This window comes from Iodidimonas gelatinilytica (assembly GCF_008579125.1).
Taxonomy (GTDB): domain Bacteria; phylum Pseudomonadota; class Alphaproteobacteria; order Sphingomonadales; family Rhodothalassiaceae; genus Iodidimonas; species Iodidimonas muriae.
In genome coordinates this window covers 145,479-166,644 of sequence record NZ_BKCL01000004.1, presented here as the reverse complement: position 1 = coordinate 166,644, position 21,166 = coordinate 145,479, and the positions used below count along the sequence as shown (strand labels likewise).

The following is a 21,166-nucleotide window of genomic DNA, read 5'->3' as shown; positions in this document are numbered from 1 at the left end:
TTTTCTTTATGGTAGTTGATGGGCTTTGGCAAATTGTACATGCCCGCTTTTGAAACCATTTTTATTCGGCGCGCAAAAATATTTCTGGGAGTGCGGTAATGCTGCTTCGATTATTGGTGGTTCTGGCTCCAGCTTATATTCTGTCGCAGTTTTTGCGCAATTCCGTTGCCGTTCTGGCCCCTAATCTCTCGCAGGATCTGGGCATAGGATCGGCGGGGCTTGGCACATTGACGGGGGCCTTTTTTCTCAGCTTTGCCTTCATGCAATTGCCGGTGGGCATGGCCTTGGATCGCTTTGGCCCAAGGCGGGTGATGGCCAGTCTGTTGGCCGTGGTGGGGGCGGGCTGTGTGGTCTTTGCTTTTGCCGATAGTGCGCCTGTTTTGCTTTTGGGGCGGATTTTGATGGGAATGGGATGCGCCCCTTTATTGATGGGGGCGATGGTGGTGTTTGCGCGGGCCTTTGCACCAGAACGCTTTGCATCATTGACCGCCATGCATCTGGCCATCGGCAATACCGGGATTTTGCTGGCCACCAGCCCATTGGCCATGATGGCGGACCTGATCGATTGGCGGGGAACCTTTTTTGGAGCAGGACTGCTTGCGGGCCTTTTTGCGGTGCTGATGGTGGTGACTTTGCCTGAACAGATCAGGGGCAAGCCTTTGTCTTCGGGGCGCTCTGAAGGGATTACCCAAAGCCTTATGGGGGTGGGTCGTGTGATTGCCGACCGTCGCTTATGGCCCTTGATGCCCATGTTGTTCACGGGCTATGGCTCTGTTGCCGCCATGACGGCATTATGGGGCGGGCCGTATCTGGCCGATATCTACGGACTGAACCCCATTGATCGCGGCAATGTGCTGTTGCTGATGGCTGTTGGTTCTATCCTTGGTCCAATATGTTATGCGCCTTTGGATCGGCGGTTCAACACGCGGAAATGGGTTGTGGTGCCGGGCTGTGCATTGGTGATGGGCATCTTTGGCTTGCTGGCCATATGGGGGCGTCCGCCCTTTTGGCTGCTGCCGATCCTGTTGTTCCTGATCAGTGCAGGGAATGGCTATTTCAGTGTTTCCATGGCACATGCGCGATCGCTTTATCCAGACCATGCACTGGGGCGCGGGATGACGGTCAGCAATATGCTGGTGATGGGCGGCGTGGGGCTTTTGCAGCCCATGAGCGGGCTGGTGGCGGGTCTTTTTACCGATGGCGCAACCGGAGCGATGGGAGAGCCATCCTATCGGGCTGTGTTTGCGTTTTTAGGAGTGTCTCTTGGGCTTTCCTTGGCCTTTTATTTGAAAGCGCCCGATTGCCCGCCTTACAAGAAATCCCCGTCCGATAAGATAAAAGGCTTATAAGAATAGGCTCTAAAGGGGCCTGTGCTTGCAACTTTGTGTTCGCGTTATAAGAGCGAAAAAGCCAGTGGTTTCAGCATTTTTTCCAGATATGCGGGCAAGAAGCGGTCCAAATTGTCACAGGCGTTTAACTAGAAAGTGACGTCGCTATGCTTGAATTCTGGGAAATTGTGCTTAATTCTCAGGGTGTGGAATTGGTTTCCCCCCTTTCCACCGCCCCTCGTGGGCGTTTCCTCCCTGAACTTGGGCCGTGGCAGTTGTCATGGCCCTTTTTTTTGCCCGTGGCAAAATGATGGATACAGCCTGTCATTGGCTGCGCGTGCCACATCCAAAGGATGATTGGCGCAAATCTTTCCGGTTTTGATGTTATTCGGGCCTTTTATTTAAAAAAGGGGATTTGGCCTGCCAAATCCGGCCTTTTGATGGAGTTTTTATCTGTATTGAAAATTTGGGTTTGTATCCCACAAAAAATACTTAATAAGTTATTATCGTGAATATAAATGATCTATTCAAATATTTTTACTAGGAAAATAAATATCACTTAAATAATTATATAATATAAAAAAATACGTGCAATTACCCGATCATGTCGTTATATGTGCCATCAATAATTGAAAACCGGGGAAATTGCCGATGAGTCTTCGAGCCAGCAAATTGAATGTGGCGCTTCTGTCAACATTGACTGCAACTTTCGGAAGCCTGCATGCTTATGCGCAGACCGAAGAACGCGCTTATGCGCAGATCGAAGAAATCGTCGTTACTGCAACGAAACGAGCCCAGAGCAGCCAAGACATTCCGGTGGCTGTCAGTGCTTTGACCGGTGGTGAGCTGGACCGCTTGAATGTGGATGTGTTCACCGATTATCTGCAGGAACTGCCGGGTGTCACGGCGGGCGGCAGCGGGCCGGGGCAAAACACCATTTATATTCGTGGCCTTGCATCCACAACGCCGAACCTGACCACCGCAGGTGTTGCGGGGCTTGCCCCCAATGTAGCCTTTTATCTGGATGAACAGCCCTTGGCGCAGCCGGGCCGTAATCTGGATGTCTATGCAGTGGATCTGGAGCGGGTGGAAGTGCTGCCCGGGCCGCAAGGCACTCTGTTTGGTGCCAGTTCACAGGCCGGTACGGTGCGGATGATCACCAACAAGCCGGTTTTGAATGAGTTCGAGGCTTCGGCCAATATGGGCGTGTCTTTCACCAAAGGCGGTGAAATGAGCAACAAGGCGGAAGGGGTGATCAACATTCCGCTGATCGATGACACATTGGCCGTACGTGCGGTGTTTTATAACGACAATCGCGGCGGCTATATCGACAATGTTCTGGGTACGCGCGATGCTTCGGAATCGGCGCGGTTCCGCCCGGAAGGGACCGTGCGTGCCAATGGTGTGCCGGTATCGGCCAACCGTGCCGGATTCCAGTCGCAAGCGGATTTGTCAGGTGTGACTTTCCTTGAAGCCGATAATTCCGGCCTTGTGGAAGAAGATTTCAACGATACCTCTTATACCGGTTTCCGCACCAGCGCTTATTGGGCGATCAATGAAGACTGGTCTTTGACCGTGGCCCATGCTCGCCAAAGTCTTGAAAGCGATGGGGTGTTCTTTACCGATCCCGAATTGGGCGACATGGAAATCCAGCGCTTTGAAGAAGATGAGTTGGAAGACGATTTCCACAACACCTCTTGGACGATTGAAGGCCGCCTGGCCATGCTGGATGTGGTCTATACCGGGGCCTATACGGACCGCGATACTGAACAGCGCGTCGATTATTCCGACTATCTGTTCGCCGGCCAGTATCTGCCTTATTATATTTGCGATTCTTCCGTAACCTATCCGGGCAGTGCCGCACCGTCGGGAACCTGTCAGCCGCCCAATCTGTTTGTGGATTCCGAAACCGATACCACGGTTCAAACCCATGAACTGCGCTTCACCACCCCCGCAGACAAACGCATTTATGCCACGGTGGGTGGCTTCTACAGCGATCTGAGTTTGAAAGAACGCAATGATTTCACCTATGTGAATTCGGTAAACGCCGATATTTTCGGGTCGCCGGGCTTTTTCCCCAATTTCCCGTTCACCACGGGCTTTACCTCTGATCCCGGCCCATTCCCCGATGGGGTGATCTTCCGCAATGATGTGAAGCGCACCGATGAGCAATACGGGTTCTTTGGTGAAGCCACGTTCGTTGCCATTCCCGATACGCTGTCTGTTGTTTTGGGGGCGCGTTATTACGATATCGAAGTGGATCTGGAAGGCGGGGCCAATGGCTCGTTCTGTAACAGCTTCCAGCCCGATATCAACGCCTTTGGCACTGATATCAGCGATCAATTCAATGGTGATGGTCAGTTCACTTTTCGCGGCAGTTGCGACACAAGCCTGCATCAAACCTTCACCCAAGGCCAAACGCTGGATGAGATCATGGCGGCGGGTCTGAGCGAAGCACAAGCACAGCAGGTGTTGAATGCTTTGGGTGCGCCCGATAAAGCGGCCACAGATGGGGTGATCTTCAAGGCCACCCTGAATTGGACACCCACAGAGAACCTGTTGTTTTACGCCACCTATTCCGAAGGCTTCCGGCCGGGGCTTTTGAACCGACCCGGTGGGGCTGTCGGGCCGAACAATTTCACCGTGCCTTTTGCGCTGGATACCGATGATGTGGAGAATTACGAACTGGGTTGGAAAATGGACCTGTTCGATCGTTCTGTGCGGTTCAATGGCAACGCCTTCTATGTGAAGGTGGATCGTCTGCAAACCACCATTTTTGATCCCAGCATCACCAATCTGTTCTTCTCCGATAATGCCGCAAATGCCGAGATTTTCGGGGTTGAGGGCGATGTGACATGGTTCCCGGCAGCCATTCCGGGGCTGTCGCTCTATGGCGGCTTCTCGGTTCTGGATACGGAAATCACCGATGTTCTTACCCCCACCAATGATGTGGTGGAAGGGTCGGAACTGGCCTTTGCTCCCGGTTTCCAGGGGAATCTCCGGGCGCGTTATGAATGGACGGTGATGGACGATTACACCGCCCATGTGATGCCGAAACTGGTTTATTCTGGCGCATCATGGAGCGATATCATCGAGATCAACAAAGCCCGCATTGACAGCTATACCACGCTTGGTCTGTCGGCAGGGATTACGGCAGCCAACTGGTCTGTCGAGATTTACGGCGAAAATCTCAATGATACGGTCGGGCAATTGTCGAATAATTTTGTATTCGATCGGGAGCGCATTACACCCATTCGCCCGCGCACCATCGGCCTTCGGGTTGGCTTCCAGATCTGACGCTTTTTGACGGAGAGCCAAAACCAAGGATAAGCTGCCGCTCCCTTTTCGAAGGGGGCGGCCGTTTTATTGGACATATGATGCAGCAAGACCACGATCAGAAAACCGATGTGCAAGCGGCTCTGAAACAGGCGCGTGCCCAGATGATGAAGGGTGCCTTCGAGGATGCCTTATCGACATTGGGGGCGCTTTGGGAAGACGGGGGCACAACGCCGGAGCTTATCGACAAGCTGTATATGCGCGCCGTATGTTGCCGCTATCTGAAACGATATGACGAGGCGCAGGCCCATTTACGCGCCCTGAACGAGAGTGCGCCGGATTTTGGCCGGGGCTTTCAAGAAGAAGGGCATTTGCTGCGGGCCATGGGGCAAGTGGATGCGGCCCTTCATGCTTATGGGCGGGCGTGCCGGTTCAACCCCGCCTTATCCGCCAGCTGGACGGCACAGGCCGAGATACTGGCGGCAAAAGGCGATCTGGCGGCGGCCAAACATGCGCAGGCGCAGGCGGCATATCTGGCCAAGCTCCCGCCTGAGCTGTTGAGCGTTTCACATCTGATCTATGAAGGGAAAATACGAAAGGCGGAAACGCTGTGCCGCCATTTCTTGCAAAACAATCCCCATCATATCGAAGGAATGCGGTTGCTGGCCGAGGTCGGTGTGCGCATGGGCGTTCTGGAAGATGCGGATTTTTTGCTGGAAAGCGCCTTGGCACTGGACCCGGATAACAAGCAGGTGCGGCTGGATTATATTCAGGTGTTGCGCAAGCGGCAAAAATTCGCCGCGGCCCTTGCACAGGCCAAACAGCTTTATGAAGAAGACCCCGAAAATCCGGTGTTCTTGTCGAACTATGCCATCGAATCCTTGCAGGTGGGGGATTATGAACGGGCCTTGGCCCTATTCGATCAGGTGCTGGAGATTTTGCCCCATGATCCCGCAACCCTGACATCGCGCGGCCATGCGCTGAAAACCTATGGTCGTCAGGATGAAGCGGTGGCGTCATATCGCGCCGCTCTTGCGGCAAAGCCCGATCATGCCGATGCCTGGTATGCGCTGGCCAATCTTAAGACCTATGGGTTTAAGGACGACGATCTTGCGAAGATGGAGCGCCTCGAACAGTCGCCGTCCATGGGGCTTTATGAACGGGTGCATTTTTGTTTTTCCTTGGGCAAAGCCTATGAGGACCGCGAGGCCTATGATGCGGCCTTTGGATATTATGAACGGGGCAATGCACTAAAGCGCCGCCAAAGCACCTATCGGACGGATCAAATGCTGGAAGAGCTGCGCGCTCAGGCCGAAATTTGTTCCAAAGAGCTGTTTGAAAAACAGGGGGGCAAGGGCTGTCCGGCTCCCGATCCGATTTTCATTGTTGGGCTTCCGCGTGCCGGCTCCACATTATTAGAGCAGATTCTTGCGTCCCACAGCCAAGTGGACGGCACGTTGGAACTGCCCAATATTCTGGCTTTGTCGCATCGGCTGCGGGGGCGCAAACGTATCGGGAAATCTTCAGCCTATCCTTTGAATCTGCATGATTTGAGTGCCGAAAAGCTGAAAGAACTGGGGCAAACCTATCTGGATGATACCCGCATCCACCGGCAGGGTGCCCCGTTTTTCACCGATAAAATGCCCAATAATTTCCGCCATATCGGGCTGATTGCACTGATCTTGCCCAATGCCAGAATTATCGATGCGCGACGCCATCCCATGGCCTGCTGCTTTTCCGGCTTCAAGCAGTTGTTTGCGGAAGGTCAGGAATTCACCTATGGCCTGGAGGAAATCGGCCATTATTACCGCGGTTATGTGGATCTGATGGATCATTGGGACCGGGTATTGCCCGGCAAGATCTTGCGGGTGCAGCATGAAGATGTGGTGGAGGATCTGGACGGGCAAGTGCGCCGGATACTGGATTTTTGCGGATTGGATTTTGAGCCGGCCTGTGTGGAATTCCACAAGACCAACCGTTCCGTACGCACCGCCAGTTCCGAGCAGGTGCGCCGCCCCATCAGCACAAAAGGGCTAGAGCAATGGCGGCATTTTGAACCGCATCTGGGTGCTTTGAAAAAGGCATTGGGGCCGGTTCTGGAGCGTTATCCCATCGACTGAGATCAGCCCATCCACAATTTCAGGATCAGCATGTTGTTTTTGGTTGCCAGCGCCTTACGGGCTTTGCGTGCCACGGGAACGCCAATGGCTTTGGCATGTCGGATAAGGGCCGCCGTTACTTCCAGTGCGGAAAAGCGGTCTTCTTCTTGATCGCCAAAGCGAATGGCCACCACCAGTTCATCCTTGCCATTGATGCGGATGGAACTTGGGGGATCAAGGGTCAGTTCCGGGTTTTGGGTTGTGGCATGGCTATGGAGCGCTTTTGCCAATTCCGACATGGAAAAGCCGATTTCACGATATTCTGTTGGCATGGACCCCATCCTGCTATTTTGTTCCCTTCTTTGTCTTAGGTCCAAATATATTAAGGGGCGCTTACCGTTCGTTGATATTGTTCGATCATCGGGGGCTTTTCCCCCAGGCAAACACGGTTTTGATGACAGGCACCACATCGACTCACGCTTTTAAAGGAAAACACGATGATCCACAGAATTTGGCTTTTTACGATTTTTGCTTGATGATGGCTGCCGCACCTGCCTTTTCTCAACAGGGGACCAAAGGGGAGATCAAGGCGGAGATGATCGCCGAAGTGGCGCGCAGTGCCGAGGCTTGGAACAAGGGCGATATTCGCGGCTTCATGCACAGCTATTGGAACAACGATCGCTTGCGATTTGCTTCGGGAAATACGGTCACCCGCGGGTGGGACAGCACCTTGCAGCGGTATCTTGCCGCCTATGGTGAGACAAAAGACAGCATGGGAGTGCTGCGCTTCACCGATCTGGAAGCGACGGTATTATCCGACGAGGCAGGTATCGTGTTCGGGCGTTTTCATCTGGAGCGAAAGGGCGGCCGTTCTGAAGGGTTGTTCACCCTGACCATGAAGCGTTTTGGCAAGGATTGGCGTATTTTATCCGATCATACATCCGCCGCCCCTTAAGTCAGGGCTGCTGATCTCGTTCAATCGTCGAGAACGAAGCTCACCATCATATGCACTTTATATTCCGAGATTTTATCATTCTCGATGGTGGCAATCTGGTCCTTGATCCATGCGCTTTTCACATTGCGTAAAGAATTTACAGCGCGCGCAATCCCTTTCTGCGTGGCGTCCTCGAAGCTTTTTGGCGAGGTTGCTGAAATCTCGGTGATACGGGCTATAGACATGATGGCTATCCTTTCCTGAGCTTCATGATTTGGCGTTTTCCTGTGATGTTTCGTTCGGAGAGGGGGGCTTTCTTATGAAGAAACGCCCCCCTGATACGGATATCTACGCCTGAGAAGCCTTGTTGTTTTGCCAGGATGAAAATTTCACGCGCTCGTGTTGGTATTTTGATGGCATCCCTAGTGACGGGGCGATCATAATGCGGCATTATGACGCAGAGTGAGATGGTGATCTTTTGCAATCAGCGAAGGAGATAGAGATGGTTCACGCACAGACACAGCCAATTTTCCATGAAGGGAACGCAACGTCTGAAGGGAGGCAAATCAAAAAAATATCTGTCGGGGATGTAAAAGCCGCCTTGCAAGCCGGATATGATGATTTCAGCCAGCGCCCATCCCATGCGGTGTTTCTGGGGCTGCTTTATCCTTTGCTGTGCTTCATTTTGCTGGCGGCGGTCACCGGGCGGGATTTATTGCCGCTTATTTATCCCTTGATTGCAGGCTTTAGTCTTGTGGGGCCATTTGCAGCATTGGGGCTTTATGAAATGAGCCGCAAGCGCGAGGAAACGGGGGAAATGCATTGGCGTGATGCCTTCGGGGTGTTTCGCGCTGCAGCCTTCAGCCAAATTCTTGTTCTGGGCATGTTGCTGCTGCTTTTGTTCTCGCTTTGGATTTTGACGGCTTTGCTGCTTTACACCTACACATTGGGGACGATTGCCACCCCCGAAGCGCCGCTTGCGGCTTGTTCACAACGCCGGAAGGCTGGACAATGATTATGGCGGGAAATGCCTTGGGGGCCGTGTTCTCGGTTCTGGTGTTTGCCATTAGCGCCGTGTCTTTTCCCATGCTTTTGGATCGGCATGTGGATGCGCCAACGGCGGTGGCTCTTTCTTTGAAAGTGGTGGCGGCGAATCCGCGCGCCATGGCTTATTGGGGCTTTGTGATTACCGCCGGGCTGTTTTTGGGATTCTTGCCGCTGGCTGTGGGCTTGGCGGTGATCTTCCCCATTCTTGGTCATGCCACATGGCATATCTATCGCGCCACAGTGAAATAGGGTCAGCGCTCTGTTGCATCATTGAAGCACAGGGCAAAAAGCTGCGCCTGAGAGGAAATGCCCAAACGCTTATAAGCCCGCTTTTTATAGGTCCGAACGCTATTTTCGGTGATGGATAGCTCCAGACTGATGGCCTCGACCGATTGCCCCAGAAGGGTTGCGGTGCACACAGCGGTTTCACGGGGGGTCAGATTTCTGTCTTCGCGGGTCAGGCTGTCGGAAATCATGGTCCGGGCATTTTGTTTCAGCACCGCGCGGCGGCTGCGTTTGCGCAATTCCCCGTGTCGGATCATGGCCGACATCATCAGCCTCCCCATTGCGTCCAGCGCTTCTTGCTGCACGGGGGCAATGGGGTCCGCCGCATAAAAGCGCAGGATATAAAGCCCGCCATCCAGACGGCGGTAAAATGAAATCTGCACCCCCGCATCCAGAAAATCCAGAATACGCGGTCCCATGGGGTCGTGGGCCATGCTGGCGCGTGTGACAATCTGCAAGCGCGTTTGGCTTTCGGGTAAAAGCCGCAGGCCGCTTTGCAGGTAAGCATCTTCGTGCCAAAGCCGGGTGCCATAGCGCAAGGCCGCCAATGTGGCTGTTTCCTCGCAGCCCTGCCCACCTTTGGCGACAAGGGACACCACAGTTTTATGAAGGCGCAGAAAGCCAAGGACCACATGGCTTCCTGAAAGGGCGGCGGCACAGGCCAGCAAAGCCGTATCGAAACGCGGCAGGCCAATGGCTTCGATCAGGGATTCCATATGCATGTTTTGGGAATCGTCTGCCTGCTTTTTTGACATGCGCCTCCCCTGCAAAAAATGTGTGTCCCGGCAATTTTTGCGTCGCAACAAAACACCGGATTCCGGCCGCATCTGAAATTCACCATGAAAAACAGTTCTTTAGAAGATCTGCGGTTTGTCACCCGTTTGGGGACTATAAACCATAATTTTGCAGCGCACAATAATCAGATAATTCGTCCGGCCTTAACGACATAAAGACATGCAAAGGATGCGCCGATGAAAATGATTGTTGCTGTGCTGCGGCCCTCGCGCCTAGAGGCGGTCAAGGATGCCCTTTCCGCCATCGGGGTAGAGGGAATGACCGTCAGCGAAGTGCAGGGCTATGGCCGCCAGAAAGGCCATACAGAGATCTATCGCGGGGCGGAATATGCCATCAGCTTCGTGCCCAAGATCAAGATCGAAACCGTCGTTGCCTCGGATCAATGTGAGGCGGCGATCGAGGAAATCAAAAAAGCCGCGCAGACCGGAAGAATGGGAGACGGAAAGATTTTCGTCCTGCCCGTTGAATTTGCCCTGCGCATCAGAACAGAGGAAGCCGACGATGCCGCTTTATAAGTCCTTTTTTGGAAGAAAAACGCTACACCGGGCTGGCGGAGTGGCTTTGGCCGGTGCCGTGCTTATGGCTCCGGTGCCTGCCTTTGCCGCCGTAAGTGAAGAAACAGCCTTTGTTTTCAATACATTGCTGTTCCTGATCGGTGGATTTCTGGTGATGTGGATGGCCGCCGGCTTTTGTATGCTGGAAGCGGGCTTGGTGCGGTCGAAAAATGTGGCGGATATTTGCCTTAAGAATATCTCGCTCTATTCCGTTGCCGGGATCATGTATTTCCTCATCGGTTATCGTCTGATGTATGACGGTGTGGATGGCGGATTGCTGGGCAGCTTTGGTCTTTGGTCGCCTGATGATGGTGCAGCCTTGGCAGAGGACGGCGATTTTTCTGCCGGTTATGCAGCGGCATCGGACTGGTTTTTCCAGATGGTCTTTGTGGCAACCGCCGCCTCTATCGTGTCGGGAACAGTGGCCGAACGGGTGAAACTGGTGCCGTTTTTGGTGTTCACCGCCCTTTTGACCGGATTGGTCTATCCCATTCAGGGCTCGTGGCATTGGGGGGGCGGCTGGCTGGCCGAACGGGGCTTTGCCGATTTTGCAGGCTCTACCCTTGTGCATTCGACCGGCGGTTGGGCTGCGCTTACCGGGGCCATCATCTTGGGGCCGCGCCTTGGGAAATATGATGCGCAGGGCCGTCCGCGTGCCATTCCAGGCTCCAGCCTGCCTTTGGCAACCCTTGGCACATTCGTTTTGTGGTTCGGATGGTTCGGATTCAATGGTGCTTCGCAGCTTGCCTTGGGCTCGGCCGCGGATTCCATCGCCATCAGCCAGATTTTTGCCAATACCAATATGGCAGCCGCAGGCGGCGTGGTGACGGCGGTAACTTTGACCCGCTGGATATATGGCAAGGTGGATTTGACCATGAGCCTGAATGGCGCATTGGCCGGATTGGTGGCTATCACCGCCGAACCATTAACACCCACGGTGGGGCAGGCCATTCTGATCGGGGCGGTTGGGTCTGCGCTTGTGGTATTTGCCGTGCCGTTTATTGACCGGATGAAGATCGATGATGTGGTGGGGGCCATCTCCGTTCATCTGGTGGGCGGCATCTGGGGAACCTTGGCGGTGCCATTGACCAATGGGGACGCCAGCTTCATCACACAGATTGTGGGCGTGGTTTCCATCGGGGCTTTTGTCATCATAACCAGCACGGCTCTATGGTTTGCGCTGAAATACAGCATGGGCATCCGGCTGGATGCTGAATCCGAAACCATGGGGTCCGACATCGCAGAGCTTGGGCTTGAAGCTTATCCCGAGTTCGGAGGCGGTTCACAAAAGCTGCGCGGCGGCTGAACCGGCTTTGGGGGTGGGAACGGGGTTTTGAGCAGCCTTGACGTTCCCGCCCCACCGCTCCCCAGACGGGGCGGAATATCTGTCGGCCATAACAAAGACGCCGACATCCAGACTTGAACATTTCCCAACGATCTTAACCGTCCATGGAGAGCCTTATGGAACGCACAGCCCCCCTTTGCCTGAAGCCCGGCCTTCTGAACGATCATATCCTGCGCCGGTCCTGCCTTGCTTTTATCCCCATATCCTTTTTGTTTTCAGCACCGGCCAGTCTGGCGCAAAGCGAAGATGAAACGCCCTTTTTCATCTTTAGCGGCAATGCGGCACTGGTTTCGGATTACCGCTTCCGGGGCGTTTCTTTAAGCGATGAGGATATCGCCATTCAGGGCGGCTTCACCGTCGATACAGAGCCGGGATTTTATCTTGGCGTGTGGGGATCAAGCATCGAGAGCTTCAATGGCTCGGAAACCGAAGTGGATGTGAATTTCGGCTATGGAACCACATGGAAAGGCTTTGATCTTAGCGCCGGTGTGACCGCCTATCTGTTTCCCGGCGGAACGGATACCGATTATGTGGAGCTTATATCTCGGTGGGGCGCACTTTCGGCGCTTTCAGCACCAGTTTCGGAGCAGCCTATGCCCCCGATCAGGGCAATATCGGCAGCACCGACAATATCTATCTCTATAATTCCAGTGCTTTGGCCATTGGCGACACGCCTTTTTCCCTGATCGGTTCCATCGGGTGGGAGGACGGGGCTTTCGGCGATGATAAAGTGGACTGGAGCTTAGGGCTTAGCGCATCTTGGAAAAGCCTGGATTTCTCCGCAAGTTATATCGACACCAGCAAAACCGGCGATCTTCTGGATGCCACGGTGGTGTTTTCCGTTGGTGTGTCTTTCTAGGAAGGCGCGGACGGATGCTTAAAACAAAAGAGGCACCGCCTGTTTGCGGTGCCCCTTTTTTAGGCCATCTCTATATGGTGATGTTTCAGCCCTTGGCGCCCATGGGCATGGGCTGCGTTTGGGCTTTCAAAGCCACATCCCGCACGGTTTCCACCATAATCTGGCGGGCGCGGTCCAGAATGTCGTTCATTGATGGTGTGTGAACAAACATGGCGCTGGCCCGGCTGCGCAAGTCTACCCCCGTGGGCAAGGCAGGCAGATTGAAGATGGGTGCGATGCACCAGATCATCCAGTTCCTGCCGGGCATGTTCCATCTTGTAATCAAGCTGCTGATGCCAACGGTCGAGCAGAGCATTCATCTCGTGCTGCCAGTTTTCCACCTTATGGGAAAAATCTTCCATAGAGGCATCGAAGCTGGCCCGCTTATCCATGAATGCCTGACGCAATTCCTGAGCGATGCGATCCACCTGAAAGCTTTCCGCCAGTTCGGTAGCGGCTTTTTCCACCACGGCGCGGCCAAGGCGCTGTTCATTATGCACAACGGCTTTGGGGGGCGTTTTCAGTTCACGGACGATGCCGAAAGCCGCCAGGCCTTTCAGGATATAAAAGCTGATATCAATCTCGTACCAGCGAAAGCCCTGACAGGCGGCGCTTTGATAATGATGGTGATTATTGTGCCAGCCTTCGCCAAAGGTCAGCAGGGCCAGCCACCAGTTGTTGCGCGATTGATCGCCGGTCAGATAGCGGCGGCTGCCATGCACATGGGCGAGGGAATTGATGGAGAAGGTGGCGTGCCAAAGAGCAACGGTGCTCCAGAAAAACCCGACCACAAGGCCGGACCAGCCGGCAAGGAGCCACACAGCCACCCCAAGAGTGATGGGCGGCAGATAGCGGAAACGATCCAGCCATACCAATTCGGGGAATTTTGCCAGATCCGGCACGGCGGCAAGATCCGTATCGCGGTGTTTGCGGTCGAAAATCCAGCCCATATGGGAATAGAGAAAGCTGCGGCGCACCGGTGAATGTACATCGTTTTCGGTATCGGAAAAGCGATGATGGTGGCGGTGCGTTCCGGCCCACCACAAAGCGCCGCGTTGCGCCGAGCTTTGGGCGATGAAGGCCAGAATGAACTGGAACACCCGCCCTGTTTTATAGGTACGGTGTGAAAAATAGCGGTGATAGCCGCCGGTTACACCGAACATACGCACGGCATAAAGGCTGATGGCGATCAGAATATCGCCCAGATGAACGCCGGTCCAGATGGCGGCGAAACACGCAAGATGTGCCAGAATGAAAGGAACGGTTGACGCCCATTCAATTTCGGCCTGAGGCTTTTTAATGGAGCGCTCCGGTGCACCGGGATACTGGGAAACTGTCATTGATTATCGATACTCTCTCGAAGGGGCGGGCATCGGTTGCCACACCTTTTAGCGGCCCGAAGGAGAGTGATCATAAAACAGCCTCCGCACGGTTCATCTACTTTATATAAGATATGGTGGTAAAAAGACAGAGAGCAACCGCAAGGGCGCGACAATCCATCACGGCTGCCGCCATTATATAGCCATTGCCTTGGTCTTTGATCTATGGGGCGGGCAATTGGATTGGCCGGTGGACGAATTGGGCGTGTTGCGGTAAAGATTCTCAACTATGGAAATATGCTCTGCCTTTTTTATCCGGGCGTAAGAGACCTTTGTAAAAGTGGACGTGATGATGCGGTATGTGATGATGTTCGTGATGCTGGTTGCCATTGGTACAGGTGGCTGGGGACACACGGCCCGGGCGCAGGATTTGAACACAGATATGGTAGAGCGCTTTATTGAAAGCCTGCCCGGTATCATTGCCTTGGGGCAAAATCTGCAAGAGTCCGGTCAGGCAGCTGGCTTTCAGGATGCCTTGCGGCCCACACCGGAAAGCGGCTTTACCCCTTATAGTCGCGGGGCGGCGTGGCTGGAAAACAACAGCCCTGAAAATTTCAACGCCATGATGGATCTGGTGAAAACGAACGGCTTTTCCGATGTGCAAAGCTGGGCGCGGACCGGCGATCAGGTGATGGCGGCGTTCATGGCAACGGAAATTGAAACCATGTCCCCCGAAAGCCGCCGCATGGCCGAGCAGGTCTCGCCAGAGATGCTGGCGCAAATGCCCCATGGTGTGCGCGAGCAGATTGAAGGCATGCGGGTGGTGTTGGAAGCGGTCAAACAAGTGCCGCAAGCGCATATCGACATTGTTCGACCGCTGGTTCCCCTGTTGAAAGAGAAAATAGGGAACTGATTCTTGCTTTAGGGTATCAGTGGCCGGAAATGCTGTCCCTGACCACCCCATAACTGCCGCCCCAGCTATCGGTCATTTCATTGCGGATTTGCCATAGCTCGGGGAAAAAGCGGGTGCGTAATCCGTCTTTGAGCAGTTCCACCGATCGCCCTTTCAAGGATTTGGCATCCATACCGATGGACCGGTGGATCAATTGGATATGGTGATAGCGGAATTTCTGGAACAATTCGTCGAATTCGGTGAAGGCTTCCGCCACCATATAGGCATCCCCATGGTCGTAGCCGCTGTTATAAATGGCTTCCACGCTTAGACCTTTTTTATCCAGATAGGCGCTTTTGAAGCTGTTCCATAAATGCCGGGGCATTTTCAAAAGCATGCGGAAGCCCGGGGACTCCTGACCGGACCCATTGCCCAATTGCAGGCGGATTTCCTGATATTCCTTGGGCGACATGGTTTCCAAAAGCGTTAATTGATCGGTCATCATTTGCATCAACAGATGCACCCTGCGAAACAATGTAAGCACACGGTTGGTGTTGCATTCGGCCAGATAGTCATCAATGTCCAAAAGCGTGTAGGCCATCAGTTTCATCCACAGTTCTTCCACCTGATGAACGATCTGGAACTGCAATTCATCTTTGTTGCAAAAGTCGTTGAAGGGTTTTTGCGCCGTTAAAATGGTGGGGGTGTTGAGATATAATTCATAATCCAACGTTCCTGTTCCAGCCATTTGGTCATAGAATTCTTGCCGGTCCATGTTATCTGCTCCTTTTTCGCGCTGATGGCTCGGCTTGGAAAACGGGCTTTCCAGCGGGCCTGCGCGACAATACACCGCCTTAATACCGTGCGGTTTCCATGCCATGACCTTGCCTCTATGGCGCCTTAAGGACAAGGTGTGTCAGAACGCGTCAGGACGAAACGTCAAAGGAGAAGAACTCGTGTTTGAATGGAAGCGGACTGCAGCTCTGGCACCGATTGCTTTGTCTCTTGGGTTTTTAGGGGCTTTGCCCGGATCGGCTTTGGCCGATGGGGATGCTGATATTGGTGCCAAGATTTTTCGCCGCTGTCAGGCCTGTCATACGGTGAATGAAGGCCAGCATCGGGTTGGGCCATCGCTTTTTGGCGTGATCGGGCGCAAGGCAGGCAGTGTGGAAGGCTTTACGCGTTATTCCGATGCCATGACCTCATCGGGGATCACCTGGACGGAAGATACCCTGTCTGCTTATCTGGAAAATCCCAGAGAATATATTCCGGGAAACAAGATGGCCTTCCCCGGTTTGCGCAAGGAAGAAGACCGCGACAATGTGATCGCCTTTATCGAGCGCGCCTCGGATAAAGACGACGATTGAGAAGGCTTAACCGAAAAAGCGCGCCTGCATGATGGGGCGCGCTTTTGCGTGTTTATGGACCATAGCCATTTTTAAAAGCCCGTGAAAGGGCAAGGGGCCTGAAATTCGGGCGGCCTTATTGGAGGCTGTCTTTGCTGTGCTCGGGATCGGCCGAAGTGCTCTCACTGCCCTCGACAGATGCAAAAGAGGTCATGTCGCCTTTGGGGCGTGTGTCCTCCAAAGCTTTTCCTTCCACCGCGAAATAAATCACTTCTGCAATATTGGTGGCCTGATCGCCAATGCGTTCGATATTTTTGGCGATAAACAGCAGATGTGTGCTTTGGGTGATGGAGGATGGCGACTCCATCATATAGGTCAGCAGTTCGCGGAACAGGCTGTTATAAAGCGCATCCACCCGATCATCGGAGCGCCATACCTTCACGGCCTTTGCGGTGTCTTTTTCCACATAGGCTTCCAAAACCTCGCGCACCATGGTCTGGGCTTCTTGCGCCATGCGCGGGATTGTCAGGGCAGGCTTTACCGGCGCGGCTTCCGAAATCACCGTGACGCGTTTGGCGATGTTTTTGGCAAAATCGCCGATTCGTTCCAGCATGCTGGCAATTTTAAGCGCCGAGACAATATCGCGCAGATCATCGGCAACCGGGCTGCGTCGTGCGATCATTTGAATCACATGGTCATCGGCTTCCAGTTCCAAAGCATCAAGCTTTTTATCCATCGCGATCACCAGGGCCGCGGCCTCCGGGTCGCGGGCAGACAGGGCTTCGATGGCTTTGGCCAACTCCTGTTCGGCCAGCCCGCCCATCTGGGTGAGAATCGCCTGCAAATGATTGAGTTCCTGATCATATGCCTGAACGGTGTGCCGCATAGAATTTCCCTAGCCTTTCATAAAATGATCCGGTGAGCGACAGCGCATATGTCATCGCTATGGTCACGCTAAGTCACGAATATCAGTCTATCTTTACGCTATTGGGGCATGAAGTCCAATCGCACTGTCACAAATCTGAAATATAATCGTAAAGTTCATGACATATGCGACCGGCAACGTTCTTCCGATACGGAAAGGGATAGCGACATGCGGAAAATTGTCAGCGATTCCTGATCATATAAGGATTATGGCTATGAAATATGGTGCAATCGCTTTGGGTGCGGCTGTTCTTGCCACCATGTCCGGGGGCGCTTCGGCCCAGGATCTGGTAAAGGTGGACGGCTCCAGCACGGTCTTTCCCATCACGGAAGCGATGGCCGAAGAATTTCAGATCGAATATCGCGGCAAATACCGCGTGACGGTAGGGGTTTCGGGCAGCGGCGGGGGCTTCAAGAAATTTTGCCGCGGAGAAGTGGATGTAACCAATGCCTCGCGCCCTATCCGGCCATCTGAAGTCGAGCAATGCCGCGAAAACGGTATCGAATTCATGGAACTGCCGGTGGCGCTGGACGCTCTTGCCGTGGTGATCAACCCCAAAAACGATTGGGTGGATTATCTGACGGTGGATGAACTGAAAAAGATGTGGGAACCCGACGCACAGCGGAAAATCAATAATTGGTCGCAGATCCGCGAAGGCTTCCCCGATAAATCTTTGGATTTGTTCGGCGCCGGGGCCGATTCGGGCACCTATGATTATTTTACGCAGGCCATTGTCGGTAAAGAACATGCGAGCCGGGGCGATTATACCGCCAGCGAGGATGACAATGTTCTGGTGATGGGCGTTGCCAATACGCTTGGCGGCCTGGGTTTTTTCGGCTTCGCTTATCTGAGCGAGAATACCGACAAGCTGAAGCCCGTTCCCATCAAATATAAAGATGCCGATCCGGTTCTGCCGTCTATCGAGACGGCGAAAAATTCCACCTATCAGCCGTTGTCCCGCCCGCTTTTTGTCTATGTGAGCAAGGCAGCTGCGGATAACCGCGAAGTGGTGCAAAACTTCGTGGATTATTTCCTTGATCCTGAACTGGCTGCCGAGCTTGTGTCTGAAGTTGGCTATGTTCCGTTGCCCGCCGAAGCCTATGATCTGGCGCGAAAAGCCTTTGATGATCGTGTTACCGGAACAGTTTTCAAGAATGGATCGCAAATCGGTATTTCCATCGAAGACTTGCTTCAAAGCGAACGATCTCGCTAAGACAGTCTGCAATGAGAGTGTGAAGGGTGGAGGCGCCGAGCCTCGCCCTTTATCTGTTTGGTATGAGTGGGGGCAGGATCTTTTCAATGGCTGATCAAACTGTGGCGACAAACGGAGCGCTGGATGCGGGGGGCGTGCGCATCGACCCCGGCTTTTTGATGCGCCGCCGCGTCAAGGATTTGCTGGCGCGGTTCATTCTGTTTCTTTCCGCCAGTGTGTCGGTGTTCGTAAGTGCGGCGATCGTTTATATCCTGATCTCCGAATCTCTGAGCTTTTTTGAAGTCGTATCTCTCTGGGATTTTCTGACCGATACCCAATGGACGCCTTTGTTCACCGATGCCCATTACGGTATTTTGCCCTTGCTGTCGGCGACCCTGATCGTTTCGGGCATCGCATTGTTGGTGGCGGTGCCTGCGGGAACCGTTCTGGCGGTATATCTAAGTGAATATGCCCCCCCGAAATTGCGTGAAGGTCTGAAGCCGGTTCTGGAGCTTCTGGGTGGTGTCCCCACGGTGATTTACGGGTATTTCGCGCTGCTGTTCGTAACCCCCATGCTGCAAACATTCATGCCGGGACTGAACGGCTTCAATATGCTGGCGCCGGGGCTGGTGATGGGGGTGATGATCCTGCCCTATGTGGTGTCGGTGAGCGAAGATGCCATGCGTGCCGTGCCCGATACCTTGCGGGAAGGGGCTTATGCCTTGGGATTTTCCCGTTTTCATACGGCCATAAGGGTGGTAATCCCCGGGGCACTTTCCGGGATTACGGCGGCTTATATTCTGGGCATGTCGCGGGCCGTTGGGGAAACCATGGTGGTGGCCATTGCGGCCGGGCAGAACCCGAATTTCACCCTTGATCCCACCGAAGGGGCCGCCACCATGACCGCTTATATCGTGCAGGTAAGTTTGGGGGATTTGCCCCATGGTTCCATCGGCTATCAGACCATTTTTGCCGTTGGGCTGACCTTGTTCCTGATCACCTTGCTGTTCAATATCGCCGGTTTCTGGCTTCGTCGCCGCTTCCGTGAGGTTTACTGATCCATGCGGGTTCACCAAGAGATCGCCAGAGGATAATGGCCATGAAAAGCTATTCGCAGATTGTACAGGGCAACAAACGGACGGATGCGACCTTTGTGGCCGCTGGTCTGGTTCTGCTGTTGATTGCCATGCTGACGCTGTTGGCGCTGATTTTTGATCTGGCATCCCAAGGGATCCCCCGTCTTAGCTGGGATTTTATGACGAATTTCCCATCCCGCAGGGCCGCCCGGGCCGGTATCTTATCAGCATGGGTGGGCACCAGTTTGGTGATGATCGTGACCGCCGCCCTGGCCATTCCCCTCGGTGTGGCCGCCGGTGTGTATCTGGAAGAATATGCGCCCAAAAACTGGGTGACGGATGTCATCGAAATCAATGTCACCAATTTGGCCGGGGTGCCCTCGATCATCTATGGGCTTTTGGCGCTGGGGCTGTTTGTCTATGGTCTGAATATGGGGCAAACCATTCTGGTGGCAGGCATGGTATTGGCCTTGCTTATTCTGCCCATCGTGATTGTGGCCACCCGTGAAGGGATTCGCAGCCTGCCCCAATCCATGCGGGAAGGCTCTTATGCTTTGGGTGCGGATCAGTGGCAAACGGTGTCGCGCCATATTTTGCCAAGCGCCCGTCCGGCCATCCTGACAGGGGCCATTGTGGGCCTGTCGCGTGCCATCGGGGAAACGGCGCCGGTGATCACAATCGGGGCCTTGACCTTCATCGCCTTCTTGCCCCCTTCGCCGGTGCAAGACACGATCCCGTTCATCAATTTCGATTGGCTGGAAAGCCCGTTCTCCTTGTTGCCCATTCAGATGTTCAACTGGATTTCCCGGCCTCAGGCATCGTTCCATGTGAATGCGGCGGCGGCGGGTCTTGTGCTGCTGAGCATGACGTTGTTGATGAATTCCGTCGCCATTTATATCCGCTATCGCTTGCGTAAGGTGCTGTGATGACCGTAGATCCCAAGAGCCCCACAATGTCCGAAAGCCAGAGAGGCAGCATGAACGATTTGAATCTGAGCCAGCTTGTGGAAGGCCGTGGTGATGCGCAGGCCGAAACAGGAAACGCCTTGCGCGCCGATGTGCAGAATCTGAATTTCTGGTACGGCGATTTTCAGGCGTTGAAAGGCATCAATCTGCCGGTGCATGACAAAAAGGTCACCGCCCTGATTGGGGCGTCGGGCTGTGGCAAAAGCACGCTCTTGCGCTGCTTTAACCGGATGCACGATCTGTATCGCAACAACCGCTATGACGGGGCCATCAATCTGTATCCGGAAGGCGATAATATCGTTGGCCCGAAAACCGATCCCATGCTGATTCGCCTGCGGGTGGGGATGGTGTTCCAAAAGCCCAATCCTTTCCCCAAGTCCATTTACGAAAATGTTGCTGCCGGCTTGCGTATTCGCGGCATCAACAAGCGGTCTGTGCTGGATGACAAGGTGGAGGCTGCTCTTACCGGCGCGGCCTTGTGGACGGAAGTGAAAGACCGCTTGGGGGAAAGCGCCTATGGCTTGTCGGGTGGGCAGCAACAGCGTTTGTGCATCGCCCGCGCCCTGGCTCCTGAACCTGAATTGTTGCTTTTGGATGAGCCCACATCGGCGCTTGATCCCATCGCCACCGCCAAGGTGGAAGATCTGATCGAAAAACTGGCGGATAATATCACCATTTTGATCGTTACCCATAATATGCAGCAGGCAGCCCGGATTTCCGATCATGTGGGCTATATGCATCTGGGCGAAATGGTGGAATTCGATCTGGCCAGCCGTATTTTTGTGAAACCACAAAAAGAACAGACCCGGGCCTATGTCACCGGTCGATTTGGCTAGGAAATCGCGTTTTTTCCCGACAATTTCTGCATTGCGGCAATTTTCTTTGTCGAA

At 53.9% G+C, this 21,166-nt stretch carries 22 protein-coding genes; 16 read left to right on the top strand and 6 right to left on the bottom strand.

From position 1 onward, the window contains the following. Positions 1–98: 98 nt before the first annotated feature. From JCM17844_RS07215 to JCM17844_RS07205, 3 genes are all read left to right on the top strand, one after another. Complete coding sequence (locus JCM17844_RS07215; protein ID WP_150000329.1) at positions 99–1,349, top strand: MFS transporter; 1,251 nt, start codon at positions 99–101, stop codon at positions 1,347–1,349. Positions 1,350–1,979: 630 nt separating this feature from the next. Then, positions 1,980–4,625 carry a TonB-dependent receptor gene (locus JCM17844_RS07210; protein WP_150000328.1) on the top strand — a complete coding sequence of 882 codons (2,646 nt, stop codon included), beginning with the start codon at positions 1,980–1,982 and terminating at the stop codon, positions 4,623–4,625. 77 nt (positions 4,626–4,702) lie between these two features. Then, positions 4,703–6,724: a tetratricopeptide repeat-containing sulfotransferase family protein gene (locus JCM17844_RS07205; protein WP_210431567.1), complete on the top strand. Its 2,022-nt coding sequence runs from the start codon at positions 4,703–4,705 to the stop codon at positions 6,722–6,724. Between the two features lie 2 nt (positions 6,725–6,726). Here the strand turns inward: JCM17844_RS07205 and JCM17844_RS07200 are convergent, their stop codons facing one another. After that, the gene (locus tag JCM17844_RS07200; RefSeq protein WP_150000327.1) at positions 6,727–7,035 is read right to left on the bottom strand and encodes a hypothetical protein; all 309 of its coding nucleotides are present in this window, start codon (positions 7,033–7,035) and stop codon (positions 6,727–6,729) included. Between the two features lie 203 nt (positions 7,036–7,238). Here JCM17844_RS07200 and JCM17844_RS07195 point away from each other — a divergent pair, with 203 nt between their 5' ends. After that, entirely contained in the window at positions 7,239–7,658 is a 420-nt protein-coding gene (locus JCM17844_RS07195; RefSeq protein ID WP_210431566.1) for a YybH family protein, read from the top strand. A gap of 20 nt (positions 7,659–7,678) precedes the next feature. On the opposite strand, the gene JCM17844_RS07190 is transcribed toward JCM17844_RS07195, so the two are convergent. After that, positions 7,679–7,882, bottom strand: coding sequence for a dodecin family protein (locus JCM17844_RS07190; RefSeq protein ID WP_150000325.1), 204 nt, complete (start codon positions 7,880–7,882; stop codon positions 7,679–7,681). A gap of 257 nt (positions 7,883–8,139) precedes the next feature. Between JCM17844_RS07190 and JCM17844_RS16520 the strand changes: the two genes are divergently transcribed. After that, positions 8,140–8,652: a DUF2189 domain-containing protein gene (locus tag JCM17844_RS16520; protein ID WP_150000324.1), complete on the top strand. Its 513-nt coding sequence runs from the start codon at positions 8,140–8,142 to the stop codon at positions 8,650–8,652. Continuing rightward, the gene (locus JCM17844_RS16515) at positions 8,649–8,933 is read left to right on the top strand and encodes a DUF2189 domain-containing protein (RefSeq protein ID WP_150000323.1); all 285 of its coding nucleotides are present in this window, start codon (positions 8,649–8,651) and stop codon (positions 8,931–8,933) included. The genes JCM17844_RS16520 and JCM17844_RS16515 overlap by 4 nt, the downstream gene beginning before the upstream one ends. 2 nt (positions 8,934–8,935) lie before the next feature. Here the strand turns inward: JCM17844_RS16515 and JCM17844_RS14740 are convergent, their stop codons facing one another. Beyond that, on the bottom strand, positions 8,936–9,724 hold the full coding sequence (locus JCM17844_RS14740; RefSeq protein ID WP_210431565.1) for a helix-turn-helix transcriptional regulator: 789 nt from the start codon (positions 9,722–9,724) through the stop codon (positions 8,936–8,938). Between the two features lie 216 nt (positions 9,725–9,940). Here JCM17844_RS14740 and JCM17844_RS07170 point away from each other — a divergent pair, with 216 nt between their 5' ends. The 4 genes from JCM17844_RS07170 (at position 9,941) to JCM17844_RS16505 (ending at position 12,522) form a co-directional block, all read left to right on the top strand. Further along, complete coding sequence (locus tag JCM17844_RS07170) at positions 9,941–10,279, top strand: P-II family nitrogen regulator (protein WP_150000322.1); 339 nt, start codon at positions 9,941–9,943, stop codon at positions 10,277–10,279. After that, positions 10,266–11,624 carry an ammonium transporter AmtB gene (locus JCM17844_RS07165; RefSeq protein ID WP_150000321.1) on the top strand — a complete coding sequence of 453 codons (1,359 nt, stop codon included), beginning with the start codon at positions 10,266–10,268 and terminating at the stop codon, positions 11,622–11,624. Before JCM17844_RS07170 ends, JCM17844_RS07165 begins: the two co-directional genes overlap by 14 nt. 155 nt (positions 11,625–11,779) lie before the next feature. After that, a complete protein-coding gene (locus JCM17844_RS16510; RefSeq protein ID WP_210431564.1) occupies positions 11,780–12,349 on the top strand; it encodes a TorF family putative porin in 570 nt (189 codons plus the stop codon). After that, positions 12,319–12,522 (top strand): TorF family putative porin, encoded by a 204-nt coding sequence (locus JCM17844_RS16505; protein ID WP_210431622.1) that lies wholly within the window; start codon positions 12,319–12,321, stop codon positions 12,520–12,522. Before JCM17844_RS16510 ends, JCM17844_RS16505 begins: the two co-directional genes overlap by 31 nt. Positions 12,523–12,581: 59 nt before the next feature. On the opposite strand, the gene JCM17844_RS07150 is transcribed toward JCM17844_RS16505, so the two are convergent. Next, positions 12,582–13,901, bottom strand: a complete 1,320-nt coding sequence (locus JCM17844_RS07150) for an acyl-CoA desaturase (RefSeq protein ID WP_150000318.1) — start codon at positions 13,899–13,901, stop codon at positions 12,582–12,584. Positions 13,902–14,229: 328 nt separating this feature from the next. Here JCM17844_RS07150 and JCM17844_RS07145 point away from each other — a divergent pair, with 328 nt between their 5' ends. Continuing rightward, complete coding sequence (locus tag JCM17844_RS07145; RefSeq protein WP_150000317.1) at positions 14,230–14,793, top strand: hypothetical protein; 564 nt, start codon at positions 14,230–14,232, stop codon at positions 14,791–14,793. Between the two features lie 16 nt (positions 14,794–14,809). On the opposite strand, the gene JCM17844_RS07140 is transcribed toward JCM17844_RS07145, so the two are convergent. Continuing rightward, positions 14,810–15,547 (bottom strand): tryptophan 2,3-dioxygenase family protein, encoded by a 738-nt coding sequence (locus JCM17844_RS07140; protein WP_150000316.1) that lies wholly within the window; start codon positions 15,545–15,547, stop codon positions 14,810–14,812. A 181-nt stretch (positions 15,548–15,728) separates the two neighbouring features. Here JCM17844_RS07140 and JCM17844_RS07135 point away from each other — a divergent pair, with 181 nt between their 5' ends. Continuing rightward, a complete protein-coding gene (locus tag JCM17844_RS07135) occupies positions 15,729–16,139 on the top strand; it encodes a c-type cytochrome (RefSeq protein WP_210431563.1) in 411 nt (136 codons plus the stop codon). A gap of 115 nt (positions 16,140–16,254) precedes the next feature. On the opposite strand, the gene phoU is transcribed toward JCM17844_RS07135, so the two are convergent. Then, on the bottom strand, positions 16,255–17,004 hold the full coding sequence (phoU, locus tag JCM17844_RS07130) for a phosphate signaling complex protein PhoU (protein ID WP_150000314.1): 750 nt from the start codon (positions 17,002–17,004) through the stop codon (positions 16,255–16,257). Between the two features lie 253 nt (positions 17,005–17,257). Between phoU and JCM17844_RS07125 the strand changes: the two genes are divergently transcribed. The 4 genes from JCM17844_RS07125 to pstB all read left to right on the top strand — a co-directional run bounded on the left by JCM17844_RS07125 (position 17,258) and on the right by pstB (position 21,112). Further along, complete coding sequence (locus JCM17844_RS07125) at positions 17,258–18,256, top strand: PstS family phosphate ABC transporter substrate-binding protein (protein WP_150000313.1); 999 nt, start codon at positions 17,258–17,260, stop codon at positions 18,254–18,256. Positions 18,257–18,414: 158 nt separating this feature from the next. Further along, positions 18,415–19,293, top strand: coding sequence for a phosphate ABC transporter permease subunit PstC (pstC, locus tag JCM17844_RS07120; RefSeq protein ID WP_371864750.1), 879 nt, complete (start codon positions 18,415–18,417; stop codon positions 19,291–19,293). Positions 19,294–19,334: 41 nt separating this feature from the next. Further along, complete coding sequence (pstA, locus tag JCM17844_RS07115; RefSeq protein ID WP_210431562.1) at positions 19,335–20,237, top strand: phosphate ABC transporter permease PstA; 903 nt, start codon at positions 19,335–19,337, stop codon at positions 20,235–20,237. 50 nt (positions 20,238–20,287) lie between these two features. Then, positions 20,288–21,112, top strand: coding sequence for a phosphate ABC transporter ATP-binding protein PstB (pstB, locus tag JCM17844_RS07110; RefSeq protein ID WP_150000310.1), 825 nt, complete (start codon positions 20,288–20,290; stop codon positions 21,110–21,112). Positions 21,113–21,166 lie beyond the last annotated feature (54 nt).

Bases quoted from the DNA above. Each gene is read 5' to 3' on its own strand.
- JCM17844_RS16515 (WP_150000323.1), top strand. From the start codon at position 8,649: ATGATTATGGCGGGAAATGCCTTGGGGGCCGTGTTCTCGGTTCTGGTG.
- JCM17844_RS07190 (WP_150000325.1), bottom strand. From the start codon at position 7,882: ATGTCTATAGCCCGTATCACCGAGATTTCAGCAACCTCGCCAAAAAGC.
- JCM17844_RS07205 (WP_210431567.1), top strand. From the start codon at position 4,703: ATGATGCAGCAAGACCACGATCAGAAAACCGATGTGCAAGCGGCTCTG.
- JCM17844_RS07170 (WP_150000322.1), top strand. From the start codon at position 9,941: ATGAAAATGATTGTTGCTGTGCTGCGGCCCTCGCGCCTAGAGGCGGTC.
- JCM17844_RS16520 (WP_150000324.1), top strand. From the start codon at position 8,140: ATGGTTCACGCACAGACACAGCCAATTTTCCATGAAGGGAACGCAACG.
- JCM17844_RS07215 (WP_150000329.1), top strand. From the start codon at position 99: ATGCTGCTTCGATTATTGGTGGTTCTGGCTCCAGCTTATATTCTGTCG.
- JCM17844_RS07145 (WP_150000317.1), top strand. From the start codon at position 14,230: ATGATGCGGTATGTGATGATGTTCGTGATGCTGGTTGCCATTGGTACA.
- JCM17844_RS16510 (WP_210431564.1), top strand. From the start codon at position 11,780: ATGGAACGCACAGCCCCCCTTTGCCTGAAGCCCGGCCTTCTGAACGAT.
- JCM17844_RS07165 (WP_150000321.1), top strand. From the start codon at position 10,266: ATGCCGCTTTATAAGTCCTTTTTTGGAAGAAAAACGCTACACCGGGCT.
- JCM17844_RS07210 (WP_150000328.1), top strand. From the start codon at position 1,980: ATGAGTCTTCGAGCCAGCAAATTGAATGTGGCGCTTCTGTCAACATTG.
- JCM17844_RS07195 (WP_210431566.1), top strand. From the start codon at position 7,239: ATGATGGCTGCCGCACCTGCCTTTTCTCAACAGGGGACCAAAGGGGAG.
- pstA (WP_210431562.1), top strand. From the start codon at position 19,335: ATGAAAAGCTATTCGCAGATTGTACAGGGCAACAAACGGACGGATGCG.
- JCM17844_RS07200 (WP_150000327.1), bottom strand. From the start codon at position 7,035: ATGCCAACAGAATATCGTGAAATCGGCTTTTCCATGTCGGAATTGGCA.
- JCM17844_RS07140 (WP_150000316.1), bottom strand. From the start codon at position 15,547: ATGGACCGGCAAGAATTCTATGACCAAATGGCTGGAACAGGAACGTTG.
- pstB (WP_150000310.1), top strand. From the start codon at position 20,288: ATGAACGATTTGAATCTGAGCCAGCTTGTGGAAGGCCGTGGTGATGCG.
- JCM17844_RS07125 (WP_150000313.1), top strand. From the start codon at position 17,258: ATGAAATATGGTGCAATCGCTTTGGGTGCGGCTGTTCTTGCCACCATG.
- JCM17844_RS14740 (WP_210431565.1), bottom strand. From the start codon at position 9,724: ATGTCAAAAAAGCAGGCAGACGATTCCCAAAACATGCATATGGAATCC.
- pstC (WP_371864750.1), top strand. From the start codon at position 18,415: ATGCGCCGCCGCGTCAAGGATTTGCTGGCGCGGTTCATTCTGTTTCTT.
- phoU (WP_150000314.1), bottom strand. From the start codon at position 17,004: ATGCGGCACACCGTTCAGGCATATGATCAGGAACTCAATCATTTGCAG.
- JCM17844_RS07150 (WP_150000318.1), bottom strand. From the start codon at position 13,901: ATGACAGTTTCCCAGTATCCCGGTGCACCGGAGCGCTCCATTAAAAAG.